The following is a 26,785-nucleotide window of genomic DNA, read 5'->3' as shown; positions in this document are numbered from 1 at the left end:
CTTTAACCGTCGATTTGACTTGGCGGCTATGCTGCCGCGTTTGCTGCGCGCCGCCTGTCTCACCCAGCCGCAGCCTTTGAAGTTTCTTCGTTGGTCTGAGGCAGGTAGCTAATCAGGCAAAACTGATTAAATTTATAGTGGTGAATTTTTAATAATAAACACTATTGTCACTTTGACGATTGTGTGTGAAACTGCGGTTCCAGCCACACACAAAGAGACAAAAAATGGACACCGCAACCCTTGATCCCCAGCCTCAGACTGCCACCGACCCGGTCGCCTTGGCCCGCCATCTGGCCCCGCTGTTGGCGGCCCACGCCGAGCAGGCCGAGCGCGACAACCGGGCCAGCGAAGCGGCGATGGCGGCCATCCGCGAAGCAGGTTTGTTCCAGATGATGTTTCCCCGGCGGGCGGGCGGGGTAGGGCGCAAGCTCATCACCCACGTAGAAACCGTGGCGGCTTTGGCCCAGGGCTGCGCGGGCACGGCCTGGGCGTTTGGCCTGTTGTCGGGTGTGACGGCATCGGTGGCGTCCATGCAGCCGCAGGTGATCGAGCAGGTCTTCCGCACCGGCAACGAACTGTTTTGCAGTGTGGCGGGCCCCACCGGCACGGCGCAGGAAACCGAGGCCGGCTACCGGGTGAGCGGCAGCTGGGGCTATGCCTCGGGCTGCCTGCATGCCGATTGGGCCCTGAACGGCGTGCGGATTCTGGACGCCGACGGCCAAGTGGTGGATGCCGGTTTTGCCATCCTGCCCCTGCGTGGCGATGCGGTGAGCATCCGCGACACCTGGAACATGGCGGGCCTGTCGGCCTCTGGCAGCAACACCGTGGTGGCCGACCAGGCGCTGGTGCCTAAGGAACTGGTACTGCGTTTCTCGCAAATGCGCCGGGGCAGCGCCAGTGCGTCGTCGGCAAACCTGGAGCCGCGCGACCGCTGGCCGATGGAGCCCTTGTTTCCCCTGGGTGTGCTGTCGCCCATGCTGGGCGCGGCCACGGCCCTGCTGGATGCCGTGCGTGCGGGTTTGTCGGCCCGCCCGGTGATCGGCTGGAAATACCCGGTGCAGGCGGATTCGCAGGCTTTTGTGGGCCAACTGGGCGAGGCGGCGCTGGAGATCGATTCGGCCTGGCTGCATGTACGCCGTGCGGTGGCGCAGATCGACGAAACCGCCCAAACCCGTTTGCTGACCGGCTTTGAGAAGGCCCGCATCCAGGCCGATTGCGGCTATGCCATGCGCCAGTTACGGCGTGCGGGCGAACGCCTGATGGATGTCGCCGGGCCGGGCGCTTTTGCCGCCAGCAGCCCCTTGCAGCGGCATTGGCGCGACCTGAGCCTGGGTTCGCGGCACACGGCGCTGAACACCATTTTGTCCAACGAACTCTATGGCCGCGCCCTGGTGGGGCAGGACTCCAACCTGAACCTGTTGGCGCGCATAGACGCCGCCTGATTGCCATGTCCACATCACTCTCAACTTCTACCGATGCAGCAGCGCAGCCGCCTGTGGATGCCTCCGCCGACTTCCGCTCCCGCGTGGGTGCCGAAAAGCGGGGCCGCATGCGCGAGCGCCTGCTGGCCGCCACCTTCGATGCCTACGCCGGTAGCGCCCCCGGCACCCGCCCGGTGATCGACGACGTGGTCCGCGTGGCCGGTGTGTCGCGTGGCACCTTCTACAAATACTTCGAGTCGCTGGATGAAATCCTGCCCGAACTGGGCCAGCGTATGGCCGAGGAAATGGTCGCCACTTACAGCCAATTGTTCGGCAGTGTGGCCGATGTAGCGGTCCGTGCCGCCGGTGGCCCTTTGCTCACGCTGAGCCGGGCCGCGATGGAACCAGCCCGGGTGGCGTTTACCTCCAAGGTGGATTTTGTGGCGTACTTTGACCGTGACGACCTGCACGGCATGGCCGTAACCGCCTGCCTGCAGGAGGCCCGTGCAGCGGGGCTGATGACTTTTGACTCGCTGGATGCCGCGCTGGACTTCACCATCGGCGCCACCCAGGCCGGTGCGCAGCGCATCGTGCATGCGCCCAGGCTAGACCCGGCGTATGCGCAGCAACTCACGGCCATGGTGCTACACGGCCTGGGCATGCCCCTAGCCGACGCGCAGCAGGCGGTCGCGACAGCCTGGCAGGTGCTGATGGCGCACAGTGCAGAGCTACCCTGGTGGAAGCCCGCCAAGCTGCTGGCCGCCCAGGAGGCAGTATGAGCGCGGTCGATCCCCGGTTGCTGCGGCGTGCCTTTGGCAGCTTTGCCACGGGCGTGACCATCGTCACCACCACCGATGCCGACGGCCAGCCGGTAGGGCTGACGGCCAACTCGTTTACCTCGGTTTCGCTGGACCCGCCGCTGGTGCTGTTTTGCCTGGACAAACGCTCGTCCAACCTGGAGAACTTCCAAAGCGCAGCCGTCTTCGGCATCAACGTACTGGGCTGCGACCAGCAGGATGTGTCCACCCGCTTTGTGCAGCACGGTGAAGACCGTTTCAAGGGCCTGGACTGGGCGCTGCGCGAGCCCGGCGTGCCGGTGATCGACGGTGCCACCGCCACCTTTGAATGCGAAACCTACACCACGCTGGACGCGGGCGACCACCTGGTGTTTGTGGGGCGGGTCAAGCGCTTCGATTTTGAGCCGCAGCGCGATCCGCTGTTGTACTTCCAGGGCCGCTACCGGCATATCGCGCAAGCGCCAGTGTGAACGCTTCATCTATGTACAAAGGTGCTTTGGCGATAGTGGCCGCAGCCTGTTTTTCCACCCCCAAACCTATGATGGAAATTGACAAAACAACCTACGAGAACGGGCGTGGATATGAAGAATGCAGCCGATTACGGTGAAGCGGGCGAGGCCAAATTGCGGGCTTTTGTGGAGCAAGCCACCGGTGGCGAAATCAAGAGCATGGTGCGCCAGGTGCGCTGGCGGCCCGCCTGGTTTGTGGATGTGGAGCGCGACGGCGTGCTGCAGCACCTGCACCTGCGCGGCGACCGCGAGGGCGATGTGGCTATCTTCCCCGAGCTGAGCCGCGAGTCGGATGTGATCAGTGTGCTGGAAGAACACGGCATTGCCGTGCCGCGCATCTATGGTTTCTGCGAAGACCCGCCGTGCATTCTGATGGATGCGATTCCGGGCAGCCGCAATATGGCCGAGGCCGCCAGCGACGCCGAGCGCAGCGCCATCGCCCGCCAGTACATGGCCGAGGTGGCCAAGATGCACAAGGTGCCGGTGGCACCGTTTGTGGCCAAGGGCCTGCATTTGCCGCAAGGGGCCGAGGCGATTGCCCTGGTGGGGCTGGATGCCTACATGCCGCTGTACCTGCGCACCAAGAGCCGACCCGAGCCGATGCTGGAGTTTGTGATTGGCTGGATCCGGCGCAACGTGCCCAAGCACCGCAACCAGGCGGCCTTCATCCAGTTCGATTCAGGGCAGTTCCATTTCAAGGATGGCCAGCTCACCGCCCTGTACGACTTTGAGTTCAGCATGATTGGCGACCCCATGGTCGACATTGCCACCATGCGCATGCGTAACTCCATCGAGCCGCTGGGCGACGACCTGCGCGTACTGTGCCGCCACTACGAAGAGTTTTCGGGCGAGAAGATCGACCACAAGGTAGTCGATTTCCACACCCTGCTGTTCGCCACGCTGGGAGCCATGCAGTTCACCGGCACTGTGGGCGTGCCGCAGCCGGGCGACGCGCATTCGGTGTACATGGAGTTTGACCTGGCCCTGCGCCAGGTGATCTTGCTCTCCCAAGCGTCTCTGATGGGCGAAACCATCACGCCGGAGCCTGCGCCCACACCGCGCCTCGGCGATAACGCGGCTACCCTGGCCAAGCTGGCCGACACGGTAGCCCGCATCGACACCACGGTGCCGCTGGAGGTGTCGCGCAGGGACTCGGCCGCGCAGATCATCGAGTGGCTGGTGCGGGGCGATGCCATGGGCGAGGAAATGAAGCAGCGCGATCTGGCTGACGTGTCCGCGCTGCTGGGGCAAAAGTTTACCGAATGGCCGCTGGCCGAAGCCGCGCTGGAAGCCTATGTGCTGCGCGCCGGGCCCGAGGACGATGCTCAACTGTTCAAGCTGTTTGCCGCCATCGAAGGGCGCAAGCTGCTGCTGTACGGCCCCACCCGTATCGGGCATTCGGCCACCCACGTGGTGCTCACCCCGACGCATTGATTTTTGTAAGTGACCAAGGAAAAAGATGAAAGCAGCCATTATTTTTGAACGTGGAGCCCCGCCGGTGGTGGGCCAGTTCCGCGAACCCGAGCCGCGTGAAGGCGCTGTGCTGATCGACGTGGACACCGCAGGACTGGGCGGCTGGGACGTGCTGGGTGCGTACCGCCTGGGCGTGGAATACCCCTGCGTGATCCGTGGCGAGGGCGTAGGCCGCAACCCGGACGGGCAGCGGGTGTACTTTGGCGAGCGCTCGGTGCTGCCCTTTGGCGCCTGGGCCGAACGCACTTTGGTGCCTGCCGAAGAAGTCTGGGCCGTGCCCGACAACGTGGACGACAAAACCGCCATCAGCATGGGCATTGCAGCTACCGGGGCCATCGTGCCGCTGGAGCAGGCCAAGATCCAGAAGGGCGAAAACGTGTTGGTGCTGGGTGCCACCGGCACGCTGGGCCAGATCGCCCTGCAACTGGCCCGCCACCTGGGTGCCGGGTGCGTGGTGGCCGCCGCCCGCTCTGAAGAAGCCTTGCAGTCGCTGAAAGCGCGGGGCATTGCCGACGAGGTGGTGCGCATGGGCGGCAGCGACGACGTGGCCGCGCTCAAGGACGCATCGAATGGCGGCTTTGACGTGGTGCTGGACCTGGTGTGCGGCCAGCCGCTGCTGACCTCGCTGAAAGCCACGCGTTGGGGTGCCCGCATCATGACCATCGGCACCGGTGCCGGTCGGCAGATCCAGCTGGACATGGGCGACCTGCTGTTTCGCACGCTGTCCACCATCGGCACCGGCCAGCGCCCGCCTGCCGACCGCCGTGCCATCTGGGAGCGCCTGCTGGTGATTGCCCGCGAGCAGAAGATCATCGTCGACTATGTGGACTTTGCCTTCGACCAGGCTGCCGAGGCCTGGGCTGCCCAGGTGAGCGGCCCGCACGCCAAGGTTACGGCGCGCATCCGCTAAACCGATAAACCGTTGGCTCCAGGAGCCAACGGTTCAACTCTTGGCCGGATAGCGCCCCAGGGTCAGCAGCAGCAGCGGCCCGACCACGCAGCACGCGGCGCACACCACCAGCATCGCCGCATATCCGCCCGTACTGCGCAGCAAGCCTGCAAACACAAACGGAGCCACGGTGGAGCCCAGCGTCACCACACACAGGTGCAGGCCAAACAGCCGACCGTAGTCGCGCAGGCCAAAGTAGCGCGACACCAGGTAGGCGGCAATATCGAATTCCGCCCCCGAACCCACACCCACCAGCGCCGTGGCCACCAACAACAGGGCCACGGGGGTGCTGGCATCGGCTGCGAGGAACAGCAGGCAGCCCACCGCTGGCAAGGCCAGCGCAATCGCGGCCACACCCGGAGCCCACAGGCGGTCGATCAACGTGCCCACCCCGATGCGGCCCACGATCAACGCCACGCCAAAGACACCGAACACGCCACCGGCTTCGGCTGCCGTTAGCCCGATGTCGCGCAGCAGCGGCACGGTATTGGTGGCCATGCCGTAGATGGCAGACACCACCAGCCCCAGGCCGATATTGCAGACCCAGAAGCGGCGGTCCCGCAGGGCTTGCGCAAACGGCATGCCGGTGCTGGCAGCCGCAGCCAAAGGCGTGGGCAGACCCGTAGCCACCGTGCGCGCAGGCAAGCGCCGCCAGGCCATCGACAACCACAGCAGCAAGGGCAGGGCCGCCAGCGTGAGGTAGCCCGCCTGCCAGCCCCAGCGCGCCATGGCCCAGGCCATGGCGGACGGCAGCAAGGCGGCAGTAAAGCCGGTGCCGCACAGCACGATGGACAGAGCCAATCCCCGGTGTTTTTGGAAGTGCAGGGCGACGATGTGCGTCCAGGTCACCGGCGTGGTGCCCAGGCCGATGAAGGGCAACACAAAGTAGCCCAGGTACATCCAGCCAATGGAGCCCTGCATTTGCGTCAGCGAGGCAAACGCCAGAACCACGGCCAGCATGGACACGCCGGAGACGAAGCGCATGCCAAAGCGCTGGTTCAGCCAGCCGACCAGGTTCACCGAAATCGCCCCGCCTGCGGCCAGAAAGCTCACCGCAATCTGCAGGTCGGCACGGCTCCAGTGCAGGGCCTGCTCCAGCGGCACCACCAGGGTGCCCAGGCTGTAGATCAGCAGTGCGCTGACGCTGGTGGCCACACCCACCATGGCCAGCAGCAGAGTGGGCCAGCCGGTGCGGAATTCACCCGCCGGGGCAGCCGTCATTTGGCGAGGAAGCGTTTGACCCGGTTGGCCGCGATACGCCCGGGCAGGCCGTTCACACCACCGCCGGGGTGGATGCCCGCGCCGCCCAGGTAAAAGCCTGCCACCGGCAACGTCTCTACGCCTGCGCCGTAGGCCGGGCGCATCAGGCCCGAGCGCAGGGTGGAGGTGTCCACATGCACTACGCAGCCGTTGTGCACGTTCAGGCGCTTGGCCAGGTCGGGCGAGGCTTCGACGCGGCGGCCAATTTCAAATTCTTTCAGTCCATGCATGTAGTCGCTGGCCTGGTCGATCACCTGCTGGCCCACGCTGTCGCGGATGGCATCCCAGCCTTCGCGCGGGTTCACCGGCATGGCCACGGGATACAGGTAGGCGACATCCTGGCCGGGAGGCGCCTGGGTGGGATCGACCCCGCTGGGCGCGGTGATCCACATATAGGGCAGTTTGGGTACTTCGCCATGGGCGGAGGTGCTGAAGTTCTCCAGCACCGCCTCGACCGTGCCGATCAGCATCACGCATTTGCGCAGGTCCAGGCCGTCGGTGCGCATGGCGGCGTGGCGCGGGAAGGACACCTGGCCGTTCAGCGCCATGTCCACCTTCAGGGGCGAGGCCCCGTGGGCATTGGCCGGGGCCAGGGCCACACGGGTCATCAGACGGTGTTCGATGGCACCGGCGGTGACCATTTCGAACGCCATCTTGGGGTGGATGGTGGCCACTACGGCCTTGGCTTCGACCATGCGGCCATCGCGCAGCTTCACGCCCTGGGCCTTGCCGTTTTTTGCCACGATCTCGTCCACCGGGGCCGACAGCAGAATCTCGCCGCCCAGCTCTTTCAGGCGCGCGGCCATGGCGTTGGTGAGTTGCTGCATGCCGCCCACCACCCGGCCTACGCCGAAGCGGTGCAAAAAGCCCAGCAGAATGAAGTAGATGCCGGTGCCGTCGCTGGTGATGGGGCCGGCGGCACCCACCAGGCAGCACATGGCCGAGATGGTCACCGGGTGCTCGAAGCGCTCCATGGTGGCCTGGTAGACCGAGCCGGTCATCAGCGCCATGATCTCGGGCTTGAGCTTCTTGTTGCGCAGCACGGCCCGCAAGGCCTCGAACTTAGCACCGAAGTTGAAGTGCGCGGGATCCACCCGCATCATGGGAATCGCCATGTCCATGAAAGCGTCCAGCACCTTCATCAGGTCCAGAAAGGCCTCGGCATCCTTGGCCGAGAAGCGGCGGATTTCGGCAGCGGTTTTTTGCCGGTCGCGCCAGAACACCAGCGAGTTGCCATCGGGGTGCAGATACACATAGCCCGGGGTCATTTCCACCTGGCGGAAGCCATGCGCCTCCAGGCCCAGCTCCAGCGGCATCATGGGGTGCACGCGCAGCGACATCAGATCGAGTGCGCAGGTGTGCACCACGTGCTGGGGCGCAGCCGGGATCACATGGCCCGAGGTGGCCATGCCGCCGACTTTGTCCAGCGCTTCGATCACCACGACTTTTTTGCCCGCCAGGGCCAGGTAGCAGGCTGCAGAAAGGCCGTTGTGGCCGCCACCGACGATGGCTACGTCGTATTCAGAATGTGTCATGTGTGTCCTTGTTATCTCTTTCGTGTCCATCGGGTTCGGCAGCCGTTCCCGCAACCGAATAGTTGAACATATGTTGCTTATGTGTGTAATTTAACTTGTTGTACCCCTGGTGAAACGAAGCTGCCCGCAAACCGCGGGAAAACACCGATGGATGGAGCGTGCCGGCCCGGGGGTTTGCGTTTGGGCGATAGCAAAGCGCCGTTCGGCAAGGTCTGCCAGGCTTGCCCAGGGGCCTGGGCGCACAGAAGATGCAGCATCTTTTCAACACCGAGCATTTACACACTATGTCTACCCCCACTGCATCTGACTCCGCATTCCTCGAACGCTATGGCCCCTGGGCGCTGGTGGCGGGAGCCTCGGAGGGCACCGGTGCCGAGTTTTCGCTGCAATTGGCCGCCAAGGGGCTGAACGTGATTTTGGTGGCCCGCCGCCCGGACAAGCTGGAGGAACTGGCTGCCCAGATCCGCAGCACCCATGGCGTGGAGGTGGTGACCTGCCCGCTGGATTTGTCGGCAACGGACGCGGCCAGCACGCTGCAGACGCTGGCGGCGGGCCGCGACCTGGGGCTGGTGGTGTTCAACGCAGGCGGCGACAGCGTGGGCGGCAAGTTCCTGGACAGCAGCTACCAGGCCTGGCGCACCCTGACCCAGCGCAATATCGACTTTCTGACCGAGGCCTGCCACGGCTTTGCCACCCGGTTTGTGCAGCGGGGCCGGGGCGGGCTGGTGCTGGTGGGTTCGGAGGCGGCTTTGGGCGGCTGCGGGCGGCTGGCGTTGTACACGGCCACCAAGGCCTTTGCCATGAACTTTGGCGAAAGCCTGTGGAAAGAGCTGAAGCCCCATGGCGTGGACGTGGTCAACCTGCTGATCGGTGCCACCGACACCCCCAAGCTGCGCACCGTGTTTGCCAAGTTCAAGCTCTCGCCCGATGCCGTGGCGCTGACCTCGTCGCAGGAGGTCGCCCGCATCGGCCTGGCCAGCGTGGGCCAGGGCCCGACCCTGGTGCTCAGCGCCGCCGAAGATTCAGACAACCCGATGGTTTCTGCCACGCTGCGGCGTGAGCGGGTGGAGACACAGAGCAGCTTTTTGAACAACTTTTACGGTCCTGCCTGACCCGCAGGGGCACGGGGCAAAGGTACGAGGGATAACCAGTATTTGAACAGAACTGTATTTAGTGTCTCATATGGGGCTGCTGTGCACCCCAAGGAGACACTACTATGCAAACGGCCGAACTCAAGCCGCTGATGAACACATTGGCACCCATCAAGGTGATTGGCGCGCACCTCAAGGAAGCCTCTTACGAGGTGTCGGTGCAAGAAATTTACTGGGCCGAGCCCGGCGCGATCAACGTGCTGTCGGGCAAGCACTGCCTGATCGAATTGGCCGAAGCCCCCGCACTGGGCCGGGCCCGCTACACCGTGCAAACCGCCTGCGGGCAAGAGCGCCCGGTGGGCATGCTCAACTTCATGCCGCCCGAGTCCGAGCGCGCTATCCGCTGGAACGAAGGCCGCCGCCACGCGGTGGTCTGCGTGCTGGACCCCAAGCAACTGGGGTTGCTGGGCTCGGTGGACTGGCACTGGGGCAATGTCGATCAAATCAGCACCCTGGACGTGCAAAACGACAAGCTACGCACCGCCATGCAGTGGCTGGCCGAAGAAACCGCATCGCCTTCGTTTGCCAGCGGGCTGCACATCAGCTGCATCCTGACCATGATGGCCATCGAGCTGCACCGCCACTGCGCGGGCGGCAAGGAAGCCGAATCTGCCGCCCCGCATGGCCACCTGAGCACCCGCCAACTGGGCCTTCTCAAGGAACTGGTGGAAAGCTCGAACGACCCCAGCGGCCTGTCGCTGGCCGACATGTCTGCCGCCTGCCACCTGCCCGCGCGCGAGCTGTCCACCATGTTCAAACGCACCACCGGCCAGACCCTGCGCAGCTACGTGGCCGCCACCCACATCGCCCGCGCCAAGCTGCTGCTGGACGATGGCGACCTGCTGATCAAGCAAGTGGCCTACGGCAGCGGTTTTCGCAGTGCGGCGGCGTTTGGCGATGCGTTTCGACGCGCCACCGGTTTGACCCCATTGCAGTACCGGCAGAGTCTGGGTGTGTTGGGTATGGATGCGTCGCCCACCCGGCACTGAGCGACTGCTGTGCATAAATTGCACTTATAAACTGCAGTCTGCATAGAATTTGATAGCTTGTTGCGCTTATTCAATAAGCGCTAGCTGCCAATAATCTTTGCAAAAGAGTTGGTCTATATATTCTATAAATGCACAATGGTTTAGCTGTGTGCCGACTCCAGCGGCGGCTGGCGGCCCAGGGTGAGCAGCAGCAGGGGGCCTACCACGCAGCAGCCCACGCAGTAGGCCAGCATCGCGCCGTAGCCGCCGGTCATTTTGTACATGGCGGCAAACATCAGCGGGGCCAGCATGCTGCCACCAGTGATCAGGCCCAGGTGGATGCCAAACAGGCGGCCATAGTCCTTCAGCCCAAAGTAGCGCGCAATCAGGTAGGCCGACAGGTCGAACTCGGCCCCCGCGCCAATGCCCACCAGGGCCACGGCGGCGGTCAGCACGATGGCCGAGGAGTTGGCATCCGCCGTCCACAGCAGCAGGCAGCCGATGCTGGGCATCAGCAGCGCCACGGCGGCCACACCGGGGGCCCACAGACGGTCGATCAGCCAACCCGCCAGCAAGCGGCCCGAAATCAGGGCAATACCAAAGCTGCCAAACACGCTGCTGGCCTGGGTGGCGGTGAGGCCGATGTCGCGCAGCAGCGGCACGGTGTTGGTGACCATGCCGACCACGGCCGACACCACCAGCGTCAGCGACACGTTCAGCACCCAGAACTTGCGTGAGCGCACGGTGAGCTTGAAGCTGGCGTTGTCCACGACCGGCTTGGCGGTCCCGGCTGCCGGTGTCGCCTTGGCAGCGTTCGGGCTGGGCACCAGAAAGCGCCAGGCCAGCGGCAGTGCCAACAAGGTGGGCAGCAGGCCCATCAGCCAGAAGCCCGCGCGCCAGTCCCAGCGGGCCATGGCCCAGGTCAGCGCGGTGGGCAAAATGGCCGCGGTGATGCCCGAGCCGCACAAGACCACGGCCAGGGCCAGCCCGCGCTTGCGGTCAAACCAGGCGCTGACCAGCTGGGTCCAGGTCACAAAAGTGATCCCGGCCCCCACTATCGGTACCAAAAAGTAGCCCAGGTACAGCCAGCCAATGGAGCCGTTGACCAGGGTCAGTCCGAAAAAGGAAAACGGCAGCGCCACCAGCGACACCAGCGTCACGCGCCGTATGCCCCAGCGCAGGTTCAGCCAGCCCGCCAACTGGCTGGCCACCACCACGCCGCCCGACATGCAGCTGATGGCAATTTGCAGATCGCCCCGGTTCCAGCCAAAAGCCTGCTGCAGCGGCAGCACCAGGGTGCCAAAGCTGTACAGCAGAGTTACGCTGACAGTGGTGGCGGCACCGGCCAGGGCCAGCAGCACGATGCGCCAGCCGCGTTGGAATTCACCCAGCGGGGTGGAGGCACTTGCCGCGATGGACGCGGAGGGGGCGGTAGATAGCATGGGTTCAGGCGCCTTGGTCTGCAAGGTCGATCAGGTCGGCCATGGCCGGGTTGTGGGCCAGCATGCCGCCATCGGCAATATAGGTTTGCCCGTTGATGTAGCGGGCTTCGCTGGATGCCAGAAAGCACACCAGCGCGGCCAGGTCTTCGGGCTCGCCGATCTCGGGTGTCAGCAGATGGCGCTGCATCACCTTGATCACGTTTGGCACCGCCGCCAGCGAACCGGCGGACAGCACCAGGCCGGGGGCCACCGCGTTGCAGCGTATGCCCTGGCGGCCATGGTGGGTGGCGATCTGGCGGGTCAGGCCAATGATGGCGGCCTTGGACACGGTGTAGGCCATGCGCGTGATGTCGCCCGAGAAAGCGCCAGTGGACGCGGTGTTGATGATGGCACCGCTGCCCTGCGCAACCATGGTGGGCAGTGCGTACTTGCAGCCCGCCAGGTAGCCGCGCAGGTTCACACCCATCACGTTGTCCCAGGTCTCGAAGCTGATGTCGATGGCGTTGGTGTCCTGCGCGTGCAGGGCCGGGGAGGTGAGGGCGGCGTTGTTGTGCAGCACGTCCAGGCGGCCAAAGCGTTTGACCGTGCCCAGCACCAGCCGTTCGATCGAAGTGACATCGGCGGCATCAAACTGCTGCGCGATGGCGTTCGGGCCCAGTGCATCGGCCAGCGAGGCCGCCCGGTCGCCGTTCACATCGGCCACCACCACGGTGGCACCTTCGGCCACCAGCCGTCGGCAGGTGGCTTCGCCAATGCCGGAGGCACCGCCGGTGACGATGGCGACCTGGCCCTTGAAGCGGTCCAGGTGCGGGCCGGGGCGGGCGGGTGGTGTGCCAGAGTTCAGGGGGGCCGCCATATCAGAGCTCGGTACCCAGCACATTGCGCGCGGTGCCGTTGCGACGGTCGGTTTCGCCCCAGGCAAACCAGCGGTCGGGCACGCGGGTGTCACCCACCCGGCGCCAGCGGCCTTCCTGCTGCGAGGTGGGTGGAAATCCACCCAGGAAGTCCACCATTTCACCTTTGGGGTCGGGCAGGAATTCCCATTCCTCGTGGCCTTCGATGGTGATGCGGGCGGTGTCAACAAAGTAGCTGCCCTCCTTGTGCTTCACTTTGGCTTCGATGTCGGTGGTGGTGCGGACTTCGCCTTTTTCGTTGGTCAGAAAAGCGAAACCGAGGTTCTCGTGGCCCACCAGGAAGGTGCCTGCGTCAATGCTGCCATCGGCATAGACATTGGCAAAGGCGCACCACACCACGTGCTTTTTGTTGTTCACGATCAGGCATTTTTTGGAGTGCACCGCACCGCCTTCGGCCATGTAGGACTGTTCCACCGCCATGATGCCCTTGACCTTGCGGCCTTCGCAGGTGCCGCTCACGTCATACAGCTGCGAGATGTAGAAAGTGCCCCAGTCCACGCCGGGCAGCAGCCACTGCATACCGGGGCCGATGATGCGGCCCTGCACATCCAGCAAGCCTTCTTCCACCCAGTGCATGTGCTCGCCAGACGCATCCAGCTTCCAGGCGTTGCCGGGTTCATCGGGCAGGCTGGTCCATTTGGCGGTGTCGCCTTCCAGGGCGCGGGTGGGCATCAGCGTCTGGGCCTGTGCAGCCATGCGGGGCTTGTCCATGCGCAGGGTTTTGCCATCCACGCGGGTGGTCTGGTAGACAAACTTGGTGGCGTTGGGCGTGCCGGTGGGCGAGTTGACCGAGCGCACCATGGAGTACATGGCCCCTTCGTCATCGCGCAGGCAGCCAAACGGCATGGTTTTGCTCAGGTGCAGGCCGTAGAAACCGCGCAGGTCGTACATGGCAGCACCGTTGCTGCGGTAGGGGGCAACCAGCATCTGGAAGGCAAAGTCGCCACGCTCGGGAATGCGGGGGTAGGTTTTCATCGGTGTCTTTCTAGAAACAGGAGAGCAGCGCTGGGGCGCAGTGGTGTTCTGCCGATGATCGTGGCTTCTGCGGGTTTGCGGGCCGTGGGCTATCTCGCCGAAATGGCGCACCGTGTCGATGAGTTACAGCCGGGTTTTTACGGCTTGCCTTCGCCTCAGAATTGAAACACTATTGCGAATATTGTCTAATCATGAATGAAGCTTGCCACTCTGCCAACCCCCGGCTCGCCAGCGACCTGGACGTGACGCACGTGCGCGCTATCTCGGCGCGGCGGGTAGACCCGGCTTTTGAGGTGCGGGTGCAGGATGTGCACTGGGCCGCCAGCGGCCAGTCCACGGTACAGACCGGCGATCGCTGCACCTTTGAGCTGTTGCTGCGCGATGGGTCTGACCACCACGAGACCCAGTACACCGTCAGCGGTGCCCACGGCGCGCGCAACCCGGTGGGACGGCTCAATTTTCTGGCCCCCGAGCACACGCTGGACCTGCATTGGTCGCCCGGGCATTCCCGCTCCATCTTGTGCATGTTCGACCCCATCCGCCTGGGCCTGCTGGACCGGCAATTTGGCGACTGGGACGACGTGGACCCGGTGGCGGCGCTGGATATCCGCAATGACCGGCTGGAGACCACGATGGGCTGGCTGCTGGACGAGCTGCAGAACCCGTCATTTGCCAGCGAGTTGCAGATTACCTCCATGCTCACGCTGCTGGCTTTGGAGGCACAGCGGCATTTTGGTGCCCAACCGCCCGACCGGGCCACCGCTGCCAGCAAGCTCAGCCCGCGCCAGGTGTCTGCCGTGAAAGAGCGGATAGAACTGGCCGTGCCTGAGGGCGTGCCTCTGCAGGCGCTGGCCGCCGCCTGCGGCTTGTCGAGCCGGGAGCTGCCGGTGATGTTCAAGAACACCGTGGGCATCACCCTGCGCAGCTTTGTGGCGGCGTCGCACATTGCCAAAGCCAAGTTGCTGCTGTCGGACCCGCACCTGCTGGTCAAGCAGGTCGCAGGGCGCAGCGGCTTCGAGAGCGCCTCGGCCTTTACCGCAGCCTTTCGCAAGGCCACCGGCATGCGACCGCAGCAGTACCGCGAAGCCTGCGGCGTGCGGTTGCAGAGCGCCTTAGACGCTGAATGAGCCGCGCAGTTCCTCCAGGGTCATGCCATGCTGTGCGGCCACGGCCGACGGGTCCAGGTACTCGCGCCACACGGTAATCTGCCCGGCAGCGTTCAGCTCAAACACCGCCACCAGCGGGATGGACACCCAGCGGCCTTTGCTGAAAGACCAGTCCACCCGCTCGGTAAACACGGTGTTGCCACTGGCGGCAACGGTTTTCATGTCGTGGCGCTGTTCGACCACCCGCTTTTGCATGTGCACCAGTTCGGCCTTGATCGCCGCCCGGCCCTGGATGGGTGCAATCGACGGCACGATGATCTGGTAGGTGGCATCCTCGGCCAGTGGGGCCAGCGCGGCATCCAGGTCGCGCGGCCAGGTCTCGCGAAAGGCGCTGATAAAGTTGCGGACGATGTCTTCATTGGTCATGGTTTTTTTCCGGTTGGGTTGGATGGGGCGGTCCAAATGCCGCGCTGGCGGCCGCGGTATCGAAGTACTCGCGGCCACTGGCGATGTGTCCATCGCGCACGATGAAAAGGTAGTGGTAGGTGTTGGCGTAAACGAGTCCGGGGCGTTCAAAGTGGCCTTCGGCTTCCACCGCCACACGCTCGCCCTCGGCGGTGATGCCGGTGACGGTGATGCGGCGGGTGGAAAAGGCCGCCATGGTGCGGGCCAGGGCGGAGAGCAGCGCCGCACGGCTGCGTTCTCCCCAGCCAGCCACCCACCAATGGAAGTCGGGGGCGAGGAGGGCTTCCAGGGCCGCTCCATCGCCGTCTTCAATGGCCCGCAGGAAGGCGCTAGCCACCTGCTTATGGGCATCTTCCAAGGCGGCCATGCGCTCAGCGCACGCTCTCGCGCACCATGGTCGCGTCGGCACCCATGTCACGCTCTGGCAAAGCCGGTGTCACCACCTTGTAGCCACCCACGCTGACATCGGCTACGGTGAGGTAAATGCTCTTGCTGAAGTCGTAGATGATGCTGGAGCCCGCGTAGACGAAGCCTGCGTCGTAGAAGGGTACGTTCAGGTTGAACATCGCCCGGTACAGGGTGCCTTCATGGTCAAACGCATCGAACATGCCTGCGCCGTAGCCGTCTTCATCGATGTAGTACACCCGCTTGGAGTAGGCGTGGCGCTGGCCGGGCTTGAGCGTGGCCTCGACCACCCAGACGCGGTGCAGTTCCCAGCGCTCGCAGGACGGGTCTACATGCTTGGCCATCAGCTTGGCCTCGTGCTTGCAGCCGAAGTAGTACTTGAAGCTGTTGTAGGGCAGGAGCATTTCCTTTTTGCCCACCAGCTTGAAGTCGAACCGGTCCATCTTGCCGGAGAACATCCACAGTTCGTCAAATAGGGTGGCACCGCCCAGCGAGGCCACCGGGGTGTCGTAGGCGAATTCGGGCGCCAGGCGTACCCGGCGCTGGCCGGGGGTGTAGCTCCAGGCGCGGCGGGGTTTGGTGTCCATGTCCAGATAGTCCACGATACCGCTGCCTACCCCCGCCAGGCGCGAGGGTGCGCGCGTGATCGAATAGGTGCGCATCAGCATTTGCGGGTCACGGTCGGCCTGGTCGAGCTGGTAGTAAGGTTTTTCCTGCATGGCGTACTGCTCGGAGGTCATGGTGACGCGGCCTCCCGAGTCCACCAGCCAAGCACGTTGCGAGGGCGCTACCAGTACGCCTTCACCCTGCCAGCGCAGCAGCATGTTCCACATCACCTCATAGCCCGTTTTGGGAATCGGGTAGGGCAGGCCGCCTCGGCAACTGGCATCCACAGCGAAATAGTCTTTCACCGGTTTGCAGGCGGTGGCGTTGCGCTCGGTGGCCTTGAGCACTTTGTCGGGATACACCTCGGTGCGGTGGGTGGGGAAAACATCGATGTAGTAGGTGGCCGGGTTCTTTTTCAGCAGGAACTTCTGGCCTTCGGTCAGCTTGTCGGCGTACTGGTCCAGGTTTTTGGCAGTGACGCGGTACAGCGGCTTTTCATCGCGCAGCGGGTCGGTGTAGATGCCGCTGCCGGGCTGGTAGTCGGCGGGGGCCTTGATCTGCTGGCCGGTGTACTCGGGAATGCTGCCGTCTTTGTTGCCCGCCTTGATGGCACCAAAGCGCGTCAGGCTGGTGCCCAGTTGCTGGGCTTCTTCTGCGGGAACCGCCGCAAAGGCGGAACTGAGCAGGCCGGTCAGCAGGGCTGCGGCGAAATAGGAATATTGCATTGCATTGTCTCCAGTGGATGGGGTGTTGGACCGGGTTTTAGAAACCGGTTTTGTAGGTAAAGGCCAGCCAGCCACGGTCGGTATTGCCCACGCCGCCGTTGCCGCCCAGCAGCGCTGTACCGGCTGCGTTGTATTTGGGCCGGGCGAAGCTGTCGGCATAGCGCAGGGTGAATTCATGGCGCTGGCCATAGGTCAGCTTGGCACCTATGGCCCAGGTCGCCGCCCCTTGGCTGCCACCGCCTGCGCTGGCGGCATTGCCCTTGATGCCGTAGTTAAGCGACATTGGCAGGTCCAGATCCCAGGAGGGGGCGACTTGCAGCCATTGCGGCGTGAAGTTCACCGCCAGCGCCGCGTAGTGGCGGCTGGAGCAACCGTCGTCCTTGGTGCCGGATCCCACCACACCCGGTGTTTCCACCGCCCGGCAGGCACCGTAGCCCACGCCTTTGAACAGCTCGGGGTGTGCGGTGACCTGCAGCAACTGGCTGTAGGCCACTTCAGCGGCCAGGCTGGCGGTGTCGAAGAGGCTGGTTTTGGGAAACAGCATGACGCCGTTGACGATGGCATGCAGGGTGTCGCCGCGCGGGCCTTCGTTGTCCACGGCGCTGATGCCCGTGGCATTGAGTGCGCCGTTCTTGCGGGTAGACAGCTCGGTGCCTACACTGACCGACCCCATCACGCGTGCCACGCTGACACCGATCAGAGACACATCCTTGGGGTAGGCCAGGCGGAATGCACTTTGCGCGCCCAGGGTCTGCGGGGACAGCCAAGGCTGGTAGTCGTCAAAGCGCCGGTAGTACAGGCCGATGGTGGATTCGATAGCCTCGGCGTTGTACTTGGCGGTAATGCCCCAGTTGCCGGATTGCTTGGGTTTGACCGACGGCTGCCGCGCGAACGCCAGGCCATTGGCGGCGACCGGCAACTTGTCTGGCCCCTCAAACAGCATGTCGGCGGGCGCAAAGTAAGTGCCGCCATAGGGCAGGCGAGTGTTCTTCCATTCGTAGAAATACTGGGCGGCAACGGTCAGGTTGTCGGTCAGCTGGGCGCGGCCGGAGATCTGGCCCAGTGGTAAAAACACCTCCTTGGTCTCGATGCCCGGACTGGTGGAGGCCTTTACGCCGTCTGCCGGTGCCTGGGAATAGGAAATGGCATGCGCGCCGATCAGCAGGCCCTCGCCCCAGTAGTTGGTATGGCGGCCCACTTTGACGTTGATGGGCGTGTCGCCGATACGAAAGTTGCTCCAGACGAACGCGTCCAGTATTTCACCCGACGGCCCACGTACATAGCGCTTGACGCTGTTGTTGTACTGGTTGCCGTTGTAGCTGGAGGAAAAGCCGGGCACGGTGGTGCGCACACTGGTGTCGTGGTAGGCCTGGTCGTTCCAGGCGGCAGCACTGACCCGGGCACCGAATTGCTTCTTATAGGTGAGGTCGAACTCACCCAGCAAATCCAACCGGTTGGTGACGATATCGCCACGACCGAACTTGCCGTCGGACTCGTCGTAGGTGGAATTGTTCAGGATGCGGGAGTCTTGCTTGTCGGTGCGTACACCCAGGTTGTAGCGGACGGTGGTGTCGGCGCGCAGGCTGAGATCGGGATTGCCGGTGTCGATCTCGATGGCAGGGGCACCGCCGGACCAGGCCAGCAGGGCTACAGAGATCGCGGTCAAGGCTGGCGAGCGGCCAGAACAAACGCGAAAAGGGGTATGCATGGAAATGTCTCCTTGTTGTAGTTCTTAAAGAGGCCTGCGCTGCGGTGGCACAGGCTATTTGCCGTGTTGTCTGGCTTAGATGGAGGCCGCGTGGAAGTAGCGGATTTGCACGTCGTCACCGTCAAACTTGTAGAGCTCGATGCTGGGCCGTGGGGGTGTGCCTGCGCCGACGCTGGTGTTGTGGTGGTAGCAGGCCGCCTCATTGCCGGTCACCATGACTTCTTTCACATCGATATGCACCTTGCCTGCAAAGCGCTGCCACATGTCTTCCAGCGCGGCCCAGCCTTCCAGCACGGGAATGCCCACGTATTCAATGCTCATCTTGCCGGGCACCATGGCGTGGTACAGGGCAAACATCTCTTCCTTTTGGCCGGCGTTCCACATCTCCACCTGCTGGTGCAGGAAAGAGCGAATCTCTTGGGGCGTACGTGTCTTCATCATCCATCCTTGTGTAAGTAATGCACCGCAGCGGCGGGTGCTGGATGATTGTTGCGGCGCACAGCCGCGTCTGGCGCACAAGCGCTATCGCTGAAATGCCGAAAGCATTTCCGAGTTAACAAGCCGCACAGGGCTGTACTCCAAAGCTAGTGAACCGCATTTGGGCGATGCCTTGAAACCCACCTCCGAAGGCAGTGCTGCCTAGACTGGTAGCTCTCTTTTTATACCGAGACCGGCATGACCACCACGACCCCAGATTCCACCGTCCACCGCCGTACCTGCCCGCTGTGCGAGGGTATGTGCGGCCTCAAAGTCACCGTGGAGGATGCGAAAGTTATCAGCATCCGACCTGACCACGACAACGCCTTCAGCAAAGGCCACATCTGCCCCAAAGGGACGACCCTGGGGTCTTTGCACCACGATCCGGACCGCGTGCGCCAGCCCATGGTGCGCGATGGCGACACCTGGCGAGAAACCACCTGGGAAGGCGCGTTTGCGCGCATCGAAGAACTGGTAGCCGGTGTGCGTGCGCGCCACGGCCAAGAGGCTTTTGCCTTCTACAGCGGCAATATGAGCAAGGGCGGTTTCGACGGTAGCCGCTACACCGCGTTGCTGGTGCGCCAGGGGCGGTTTGCACAGCGCTATTCGTCTAGCAGCGTGGACCAGTTGCCCAAGAATGTGACCAACTTCCTGATGTACGGCGACATGTGGAAGATGCCGATTCCCGACGTGGACCGCACCGATCTGTTTGTCATCTTTGGTGGCAATCCTGCGGCATCCAAGGGCAGTATTTTTTCGCATCCAGATGCCATGGGCGCCATCAAGGCCCTGCGGGCACGCGGCGGCAGGGTGATTGTGGTGGACCCGGTTCGCACCGGTACCGCGCAGGTGGCCGACCAGTGGGTGTCGATTCGCCCCGGCGGCGATGCGGCCTTGCTGCTGGCCATCGTGCATGTGCTGTTTGCCGAAGGCCGGGTACGGCTGAAGCATCTGGAGGGCCGGGTGAACGGCCTGGAAACCTTGCGCGCGGCAGCACAGGACTATGCACCTGAGCGAGCGTCGGCATTTTGCGGCGTACCTGCAGAGGTGATCGTGCAGCTGGCCCGCGAGATTTCCGATGCGCCCCGCGCTGCCGTGTATGGGCGTATCGGCACCTGTACCCAGGAATTCGGCACGCTGGCCTCGTGGCTGGTGGATGTGGTGGGGGCCTTGACGGGCAATCTGGATGCCGTGGGCGGCACGCTGTGGAGCACGCAGGTCGCACCGCACCTGGCTTTAAACCCTGCTTTGCCTTCCGATACGCCGCTATACGGCAAGCCTATCCGTGTGCGGGGCGTGCCGGGGGTTTTGGGCCAGTACCCGGCCTCTTGCCTGGCCGAGGAAATCGACACCCCCGGGCCGGGGCAGATCCGCAGCCTGGTCACCATGGGTTGCAACCCCGTGTTGTCGGCACCCGGCTCGGCGCGGCTGGATGCCGCCTTGCCCCAACTGGAGTGCATGGTCAGCATCGACCTGTACCGCAACGAGACCACCCGCCATGCGCATGTGATTCTGCCCGCGCTGACACCGCTGGAGCAGCCGCACTGGGACGTATGGGCCTGGCCGTTTTCATTGACCACCGGCGGCCACTATTCGCCCACTCTGTTTGAGCCGGTAGACCGCCCGCCAGAGTGGCGTGTGCTGGCGCGCCTGGGAGCCATCATGGGCGGCAATCCGCAGGCCGATCTGGATGCATTGGATGATGCGTACTTTGCAGGCATGTGCGACCTGAAAGGCATTTCCCACGACTTGGCCTTCAGCACCTTGCCGGAGCGTGGCGGAGCCCGCATTCTGGATTTGTGCATACGCACCGGGCCGTTTGGCGACCGGTTTGGCGAGAACCCCGATGGCATGAACTTGCAGACCTTCATTGATGCGCCCGACGGCATCATGCTGGGTGCTGCCGGGCCGCAGGGCGATGCAGGCGTGACAACCCCATCGGGCCGCATCGAGCTGGCACCATTGCATGTGCTGGCCGATCTACCCCGGCTGGAGCGGGCCATGGCCTTGCCACCCCCTGGTTTGGTGCTGGTGAGCCGCCGCCATCTGCGCTCCATGAATTCGTGGATGCACAACGTGGACACCTTGGTACGCGGAAAAGATCGCTGCACCTTGCACCTGCACACGCAAGACGCGCACACGCTGGGAATTGCTGCGGGGGATACCGTGGAGGTGCGCAGCGAGAGCGGGTCGGTGCAGGTGGCGGTGGAGATCACTGACGACATCCGCCCCGGCGTGGTATCGCTGCCGCACGGCTGGGGCCATGGTGCCCAGGGCACCCAAACGCAGGTGGCGGCCCAGCACGCGGGCATCAACATCAACCTGCTGAGTCCGGGGCCTTTTGTGGATGCTGCCTCGGGTAATGCGGTGCTGAACGGCATTCCGGTGCAGATCCTGCGGATCGGCGATGCTTCCAGCGCTTTATCGACATCGTTGACCGCGCTTGCCTGATATTGCCCCGCTTAGAGTGGGTGGGATGAACGCTAACCCCGCCGACTCTGTTCACGAAGCCAAATCTTTTTGCCGTATGTGCATTGCGGCCTGCGGGGTGGTGCTGACCATTGAGCAAGGCCGCATCACCGGTATCCGGGGGGACCGCGAGCACCCTATCAGCAAGGGCTACGCGTGTTTCAAGGGCCTGCAGGCAGTAGATGCGCACCACGGTGCGGCCCGCCAGTTGCATACTTTGCAGCGCACCGAGGGCGGCAGCTTCCAGCGCGTGGGCACAGAACAGGCCCTGGATGCCATTGCGCAGCGGCTGGCGGCCATCGTGGCGCGCGATGGGCCGAACGCGGTGGCGCTGTTTCGCGGCACGGCGGGATTTCATACGTCCACGGCGTTTCGCATGCACGGGGAGTTTTTGCGTGCGCTGGGTTCCACCTCGTTGTACACCACGCTGACCATCGACCAGTCTGCAAAATACATAGCAGCGGGTCGGCTTGGAACCTGGCACGCAGGCCAAATCCATATCGACGATGTCGAAGTGCTGCTGGTGTTCGGCTGCAATCCCCTGGTGTCCCATTCTGCCGGTGGCATGCTGGTCAGCGACCCGGTCAAACGGCTCAAATTGGCACGCGCCCGGGGCATGAAGCTGATCGTCGTAGACCCGCGCGAGAGCGAAACCGCACGCCATGCCGACATCTTTTTGCAGCCCATTCCCGGCACCGACCCGATTGTGGCTGCCGGTCTGTTGCGTCAGATCCTGGGCAATGGGCTGCACGATGCCAATTTTTGTGCAGAGCATGTGCAGGACCTGGATGCGTTACGCCGCACGGTGGAGCCGTTCACGCCAGAAGTGGTGGCCCAGCGAGCTGGCATTGGCGCAGAGGACTTGCGGGCTGCGGCGGTGCTGTTTGCACAGCCTTCACGGCGCGGCGCGGTAATTACCGGCACGGGCACCAATATGGCACCGCACTCCAATCTGGCGGAGCACCTCATCCAGTGCCTGGACGTGGTGTGCGGGCACTTCAAGCGGGCCGGAGAGCGCATGCCCCATTTCGATCCCTTGCAGCCGCCCGTCCACTGGTATGCCGATGTGGTACCACCCACACGGCCCTGGGATGCTTTGCCTGCCAGCCGTATCCGTGGCGTAGGGCATTTGTATGGCGAGAAACTCACGGCTACGCTGGCCGACGAAATACTCACACCGGGGCCGGGCCAGATCAAGGCGCTGGTGATCGACGGTGCCAACATCGCCAATTCGGTGCCGGACAAAGCCCGCATGCTGCAGGCCTTGCGCTCGCTGGAGCTGTTGGTGGTGATAGACCCGCACATCACCCCCACGGCCGAGCAAGCGCATTACGTTTTCTCGCCCAAGTTGCAGTACGAGCGCGACGACCTGCCGCTGACGCTGGGGCGGCCACTGTATGCCGATGCCTGGACGCAGTACGCGCCCGCCGCCATTGCGCCGCCTCCTGGCAGCGACGTGGTGGACGACTGGTACGTGTTTTTTGCGCTAGCACGGCGGATGGGTTTGCCCCTGCAGTACGGCGGGCAAGCCATGGCGATGGACCGCGTACCGACTTCCGAGGAACTGCTGTCTTTGGGCTTGCACCGGGCTACGGTGACACTGGCCGAGATGCAGCACAGTGCCGATGGCATCTGGGACCGGCGCAGCGAACCCAACCCGGTTTTGCCCGCACGCCCTGGGGCAGGGCGCTTTGCGGTGGCCCCACAGGATGTGGTGGACGAACTCCATGCCATTGCGGCGGAGCCACCGGCTGAAGCGCTGGAGGGCAACGCATTCCATCTGATTTCCCGCCGCATGCGGGATGTGAACGGCTCGCTGGGCATGCACACCGCCAGCATCCGCCAGCGCAACCCCTACAACCCGCTGCACATGCATGGCGATGACCTGGCACGCTTGCAGCTCACCTCTGGGCAGCGGGTGTACATCCGTGCGCAGCATGGCGCCATTGTGGGCATTGTCAAACCCGACAACACCTTGCGCCGCGGCGTGGTCTCCATGAGCCACAACTGGGGCCGCGCCGACAACGACCCCGCCAGCTTTGAGGCGCATGGCGCATCGACCAACCTGTTGATCTCGGCTGACCGCGCGTACGAAGCTATTAACGCCATGCCGCATATGTCGGCGATTCCCGTTTCGATTGAAGCTTATAAAGAGAGGACCTAGAACTATGGACAGACTGAAAGACAAGGTGGCCTGCATTACCGGTGCAGGCAGTGGGATTGGGCGGGCCACCGCCCTGCGCTTTGCCAGCGAAGGCGCGTGCGTACTGGTGAGCGACCTGCGCGGGGAGGCCGCCGACGGCGTGGTGCAAGAAATAGTAGCCGCTGGCGGCCAGGCGCTGGCCATGGCGGTGGACGTTGGGCAAGAAGACCAGTTGGCAGCCATGGTGGAACGCACGGTGTCGCATTTCGGCCGCATCGACATCCTCTACAACAACGCCGTCAATACCTCTGGCAAGGGCAAGGCCGACAAGGACTTTCTGGCCTTTGACAGCGCACGCTTCTTCGATGTGGTGCGCGTCAACGTGCTGGGTGGTGTGCTGGCCAGCCGCATGGCGATTCCCCACATGCTGCGCCAGGGCGGTGGCTCGATTCTGTTCACTTCGTCCACCAGCTCGCTGGGTGGCGATGTGGCGCAGTTCAGCTACGGTGGCTCCAAGGCCATGGTGAACTGGTACGTACAGACGATTGCCGCCACCTTTGGCAAGCAGGGCATACGCTGCAATGCCATTTTGCCGGGCGTGATCCAGACGCCCGCCCAGCAGGCCTGGGCCAACCCGGCCATGGATGCCGCGTTTTTGGAGCTGCACAACGTGCCCCGCCTGGGTACGCCAGACGACATTGCGTCGCTGGCGCTGTTCCTGGCATCCGACGAGTCCGCCTATATCAACGGCACGCTGATGCGTTCGGACGGCGGCATGAGCTGCACCGTGCCGTACGTGCAAGTGGTTCGCAATTTACTCACAACAGGAGCTTGAAAAATGGGACAAAAGCAGGAAGCTATCGTGCGGGAATTTTTGGCGGCATGGGGAGACGGCGAACGCGTGACCGATGTGGACAAGATTACCTCCATGTTCGCCCCCAATGGCCACTGGGCGCTGTATATACCGGGCGGGCCGGTCATTACCGGGCGCGATGCCATCCGTACCGAGATCCACCGGCAACTGGGCTATGTGTCGTTTCCCAGTTGCGGCATCGTCAAGATGCTGTCCACCGATACCTTGGTAGCCACTGAGCGCTTGGACCACTTCATCCGCAATGGCAAAACCGTGGACCACGCCCTGATGGCCATGTTCGAGCTGGATGCCGATGGGCTCATTACGTCCTGGCGCGAATATTTCGATACCTACGACCTGTCGCGCCAAACCGGTGCCGATCCCGCCCGGCTGTCGGGCCTGGAGGGCCAGCCAGGCTCCCACTGAACGATATTTCGGCGGCCATTCGGTCCGCTTTCTGCACCGGCCCCTCTCTGAACATGTTTTTGCAGGGGCCGCCGCTGCCACTTTACAACCCCGTTCTGCCGGTAAATGTTGCTTTTAAAGCAGCCTAAGTAGAAACGAGAGTAACAACTTTTTATTTTTAATACAGAATTCAATTCGCTTTACAGAATTTGTAGGGCAAAAAGAAGCAAGAATTTGATGTCGGACGGCAAGGAGCAAACTCAGCTCCATGCCTGGTAGACCGGTAACCCACCACCAGGACGGAGATAAGACGATGACCAGGAAAAAAGCCAGCGCGCAAGCGCAATTTCGCCAAGGCGCGCTGTTTGCCGCAGTGGCCGCTGTCTGCAGTTCTGGGGCCATGGCCTTCGAGGTGGACTCTGGCAACCCCGATGTCACTATCCGTTGGGATAACACGGTGCGCTACAACCTCGGCACGCGCATGGAAGCCCAGGACTCGCGCATCCTCAACTCGGTTTCCTACGACGAGTCCGATGCCAAGTTCGCAAAGCATGACATCGTGACCAACCGGCTTGACCTGCTGAGCGAAGTGGACGTCAACTACAAGAGCTTGTTTGGTGCCCGCTTGAGCGGATCGGCCTGGTACGACAAAGCCTATGACAACCACAGTGTGACAAGCCCGGCCGCCGGTGGTGTCATTCCTACCAGCTACTTCAACAACCAGTACAACAATACGGTTTCACGCTATGTGAACGGACCATCCGCCGAGTTTCTCGATGCGTTTGTCTGGAGTAATTTCAACCTGGGCGTGGTGCCGGTGAATGTCAAGCTGGGTCGCCACTCCATCGTCTGGGGCGAGGGCTTGCTGCTGGGCGCACATGCGGTTTCTTACTCGCAGGCACCCGTGGATGGCCAAAAAGCCGTTAGCAGCCCTGGCATCGAAACCAAGGAAGTGTTCTTGCCTGTCAACCAGTTGTCGTTCAAGGCGCAGGTCACCAGCGACATCACCATTGCCGGCCAGTACGCACTGGATTGGAAACCTCTGCGTGCGCCCAACGGCGGCACTTACCTGATGGGCGCCGACACCGCACCCAATGTGGACCGTTTGGGCGTGGCTCCTGGCACGGCGTTCAACAAGGCCAGGCCGATGGAGCCGTCCAAGCGTGGCAACTGGGGTCTGAGCGCTCGGATGAATGTGGAGCAGATCAACTCGACCTTTGGCGTGTACTACCGCCAGTTCAACGACTATGCCCCCGAGACCGGCATCCAGTTCAATGCCCCTGGACAGTTTCGCTTTGTATACCCGCAAGATGTCAAGCTGCTGGGCGTGAGCTTTGCCCGCGCCATCGGCCCGGTGAGCTTTGGCTCTGAGCTGTCGTACCGCCAGAACGGACACCTCAACTCCAAAGCCTCATTTTCCAACTACGCCGGCATGAACCAGCAAGACACCGGCGCACGCGGCGACACGCTGCATGCGGTGGTGAACGGTGTTTATCTGCTGCCCAAGACCCCCATGTGGGATACCGGCAGCCTGGTGGCTGAACTGGCTTACAGCAGGCTGCACAAGGTGACGGCCAACGAAGCCCTGTACCGCGGCGAAGGCAACCTGGTTCGTGACCCGAGCGGCGCGCTGGCTTGCACCAAGGTGGGGGCTGCCGCCAATACCCCGGGTGACAAGTCCGACTACTGCTCAACCCGCGATTTCCTGCAGATGGCGGTCAATTTCACGCCACAGTATTTGGGCATCCTCCCATCCTGGGATCTGGACCTGCCCATGACCGTCAACTACGGCATCAAAGGTGTCGCGCCTTCCGGCAGCGGCGGTGCAGAGGGCGTGCTGGGCTGGTCGGTAGGGGCAAAAATGACTTACCAGAGCAAACACGAATTCTCGCTGCGCTACTCGGACAGCCGTGCGCCAAGCAAGTACAACGCAGCTGGAACCCAGCTGGCTGGTGGCGGTGCCGCTGGCAGCGCCATTGGCGCAACAGACCGCGGCTGGCTTGTCTTCACCTACAAGACCTCGTTCTAA

The 26,785-nt window shown here is 63.4% G+C and carries 23 protein-coding genes; 13 read left to right on the top strand and 10 right to left on the bottom strand.

What is annotated here, in order from left to right; all coding sequences use genetic code 11:
• Nucleotides 1-224 precede the first annotated feature (224 nt).
• The 5 genes from AC097O_RS17470 to AC097O_RS17450 all read left to right on the top strand — a co-directional run bounded on the left by AC097O_RS17470 (nucleotide 225) and on the right by AC097O_RS17450 (nucleotide 5,110).
• The gene (locus AC097O_RS17470; protein WP_479594174.1) at nucleotides 225-1,442 is read left to right on the top strand and encodes an acyl-CoA dehydrogenase family protein; all 1,218 of its coding nucleotides are present in this window, start codon (nucleotides 225-227) and stop codon (nucleotides 1,440-1,442) included.
• A 5-nt stretch (nucleotides 1,443-1,447) separates the two neighbouring features.
• The gene (locus AC097O_RS17465) at nucleotides 1,448-2,200 is read left to right on the top strand and encodes a TetR/AcrR family transcriptional regulator (protein WP_479594173.1); all 753 of its coding nucleotides are present in this window, start codon (nucleotides 1,448-1,450) and stop codon (nucleotides 2,198-2,200) included.
• Nucleotides 2,197-2,688: a flavin reductase family protein gene (locus AC097O_RS17460; RefSeq protein WP_479594172.1), complete on the top strand. Its 492-nt coding sequence runs from the start codon at nucleotides 2,197-2,199 to the stop codon at nucleotides 2,686-2,688. Before AC097O_RS17465 ends, AC097O_RS17460 begins: the two co-directional genes overlap by 4 nt.
• A 111-nt stretch (nucleotides 2,689-2,799) precedes the next feature.
• Nucleotides 2,800-4,161 carry a phosphotransferase gene (locus tag AC097O_RS17455; protein ID WP_479594171.1) on the top strand — a complete coding sequence of 454 codons (1,362 nt, stop codon included), beginning with the start codon at nucleotides 2,800-2,802 and terminating at the stop codon, nucleotides 4,159-4,161.
• Nucleotides 4,162-4,186: 25 nt separating this feature from the next.
• Nucleotides 4,187-5,110 carry a quinone oxidoreductase family protein gene (locus AC097O_RS17450; protein ID WP_479594170.1) on the top strand — a complete coding sequence of 308 codons (924 nt, stop codon included), beginning with the start codon at nucleotides 4,187-4,189 and terminating at the stop codon, nucleotides 5,108-5,110.
• A 33-nt stretch (nucleotides 5,111-5,143) separates the two neighbouring features.
• Here the strand turns inward: AC097O_RS17450 and AC097O_RS17445 are convergent, their stop codons facing one another.
• Nucleotides 5,144-6,370 carry an MFS transporter gene (locus AC097O_RS17445; protein ID WP_479594169.1) on the bottom strand — a complete coding sequence of 409 codons (1,227 nt, stop codon included), beginning with the start codon at nucleotides 6,368-6,370 and terminating at the stop codon, nucleotides 5,144-5,146.
• The gene (locus tag AC097O_RS17440; protein WP_479594168.1) at nucleotides 6,367-7,944 is read right to left on the bottom strand and encodes a phytoene desaturase family protein; all 1,578 of its coding nucleotides are present in this window, start codon (nucleotides 7,942-7,944) and stop codon (nucleotides 6,367-6,369) included. The genes AC097O_RS17445 and AC097O_RS17440 overlap by 4 nt, the downstream gene beginning before the upstream one ends.
• A 284-nt stretch (nucleotides 7,945-8,228) precedes the next feature.
• On the opposite strand from AC097O_RS17440, the gene AC097O_RS17435 reads away from it, so the two are divergent.
• Complete coding sequence (locus AC097O_RS17435) at nucleotides 8,229-9,056, top strand: SDR family NAD(P)-dependent oxidoreductase (protein ID WP_479594167.1); 828 nt, start codon at nucleotides 8,229-8,231, stop codon at nucleotides 9,054-9,056.
• A 104-nt stretch (nucleotides 9,057-9,160) separates the two neighbouring features.
• Entirely contained in the window at nucleotides 9,161-10,084 is a 924-nt protein-coding gene (locus AC097O_RS17430) for a helix-turn-helix domain-containing protein (RefSeq protein ID WP_315184751.1), read from the top strand.
• Between the two features lie 140 nt (nucleotides 10,085-10,224).
• Here the strand turns inward: AC097O_RS17430 and AC097O_RS17425 are convergent, their stop codons facing one another.
• From AC097O_RS17425 to AC097O_RS17415, 3 genes are read right to left on the bottom strand one after another with little or no spacing between them, the layout of a single operon-like run.
• Nucleotides 10,225-11,505, bottom strand: a complete 1,281-nt coding sequence (locus tag AC097O_RS17425) for an MFS transporter (RefSeq protein WP_479594166.1) — start codon at nucleotides 11,503-11,505, stop codon at nucleotides 10,225-10,227.
• Nucleotides 11,506-11,509: 4 nt separating this feature from the next.
• The gene (locus AC097O_RS17420) at nucleotides 11,510-12,361 is read right to left on the bottom strand and encodes an SDR family NAD(P)-dependent oxidoreductase (RefSeq protein ID WP_479594165.1); all 852 of its coding nucleotides are present in this window, start codon (nucleotides 12,359-12,361) and stop codon (nucleotides 11,510-11,512) included.
• 1 nt (nucleotide 12,362) lies between these two features.
• Entirely contained in the window at nucleotides 12,363-13,394 is a 1,032-nt protein-coding gene (locus tag AC097O_RS17415; protein WP_479594164.1) for a hypothetical protein, read from the bottom strand.
• Nucleotides 13,395-13,585: 191 nt separating this feature from the next.
• Between AC097O_RS17415 and AC097O_RS17410 the strand changes: the two genes are divergently transcribed.
• Nucleotides 13,586-14,521, top strand: a complete 936-nt coding sequence (locus tag AC097O_RS17410) for a helix-turn-helix transcriptional regulator (protein ID WP_479594163.1) — start codon at nucleotides 13,586-13,588, stop codon at nucleotides 14,519-14,521.
• Here the strand turns inward: AC097O_RS17410 and AC097O_RS17405 are convergent.
• The 5 genes from AC097O_RS17405 to AC097O_RS17385 form a co-directional block, all read right to left on the bottom strand.
• Nucleotides 14,507-14,926: a limonene-1,2-epoxide hydrolase family protein gene (locus tag AC097O_RS17405; protein ID WP_479594162.1), complete on the bottom strand. Its 420-nt coding sequence runs from the start codon at nucleotides 14,924-14,926 to the stop codon at nucleotides 14,507-14,509. The two genes, AC097O_RS17410 and AC097O_RS17405, sit on opposite strands and share 15 nt — an antisense overlap.
• Nucleotides 14,916-15,332, bottom strand: coding sequence for a nuclear transport factor 2 family protein (locus tag AC097O_RS17400; RefSeq protein WP_479594161.1), 417 nt, complete (start codon nucleotides 15,330-15,332; stop codon nucleotides 14,916-14,918). The genes AC097O_RS17405 and AC097O_RS17400 overlap by 11 nt, the downstream gene beginning before the upstream one ends.
• Nucleotides 15,333-15,336: 4 nt before the next feature.
• Complete coding sequence (locus AC097O_RS17395; RefSeq protein ID WP_479594160.1) at nucleotides 15,337-16,701, bottom strand: DUF1329 domain-containing protein; 1,365 nt, start codon at nucleotides 16,699-16,701, stop codon at nucleotides 15,337-15,339.
• 37 nt (nucleotides 16,702-16,738) lie between these two features.
• Nucleotides 16,739-18,409 (bottom strand): DUF1302 domain-containing protein, encoded by a 1,671-nt coding sequence (locus AC097O_RS17390; protein WP_479594159.1) that lies wholly within the window; start codon nucleotides 18,407-18,409, stop codon nucleotides 16,739-16,741.
• Between the two features lie 75 nt (nucleotides 18,410-18,484).
• Complete coding sequence (locus tag AC097O_RS17385; RefSeq protein WP_315184727.1) at nucleotides 18,485-18,847, bottom strand: nuclear transport factor 2 family protein; 363 nt, start codon at nucleotides 18,845-18,847, stop codon at nucleotides 18,485-18,487.
• Between the two features lie 237 nt (nucleotides 18,848-19,084).
• Here AC097O_RS17385 and AC097O_RS17380 point away from each other — a divergent pair, with 237 nt between their 5' ends.
• The 5 genes from AC097O_RS17380 to AC097O_RS17360 all read left to right on the top strand — a co-directional run bounded on the left by AC097O_RS17380 (nucleotide 19,085) and on the right by AC097O_RS17360 (nucleotide 26,785).
• Nucleotides 19,085-21,337 carry a molybdopterin-dependent oxidoreductase gene (locus tag AC097O_RS17380; protein ID WP_479594158.1) on the top strand — a complete coding sequence of 751 codons (2,253 nt, stop codon included), beginning with the start codon at nucleotides 19,085-19,087 and terminating at the stop codon, nucleotides 21,335-21,337.
• A gap of 25 nt (nucleotides 21,338-21,362) precedes the next feature.
• A complete protein-coding gene (locus AC097O_RS17375) occupies nucleotides 21,363-23,519 on the top strand; it encodes a molybdopterin-containing oxidoreductase family protein (protein ID WP_479594157.1) in 2,157 nt (718 codons plus the stop codon).
• Between the two features lie 4 nt (nucleotides 23,520-23,523).
• Nucleotides 23,524-24,333, top strand: a complete 810-nt coding sequence (locus AC097O_RS17370; RefSeq protein WP_479594156.1) for an SDR family NAD(P)-dependent oxidoreductase — start codon at nucleotides 23,524-23,526, stop codon at nucleotides 24,331-24,333.
• 3 nt (nucleotides 24,334-24,336) lie between these two features.
• Nucleotides 24,337-24,777: a nuclear transport factor 2 family protein gene (locus tag AC097O_RS17365; protein WP_479594155.1), complete on the top strand. Its 441-nt coding sequence runs from the start codon at nucleotides 24,337-24,339 to the stop codon at nucleotides 24,775-24,777.
• Nucleotides 24,778-25,069: 292 nt separating this feature from the next.
• Complete coding sequence (locus AC097O_RS17360; protein WP_479594154.1) at nucleotides 25,070-26,785, top strand: DUF1302 domain-containing protein; 1,716 nt, start codon at nucleotides 25,070-25,072, stop codon at nucleotides 26,783-26,785.

The organism is Rhodoferax sp. LS1P39 (genome assembly GCF_056521425.1).
The sequence above is the reverse complement of the archived record's forward strand: the minus strand, read 5'-3'. Positions and strand labels throughout refer to the sequence as shown.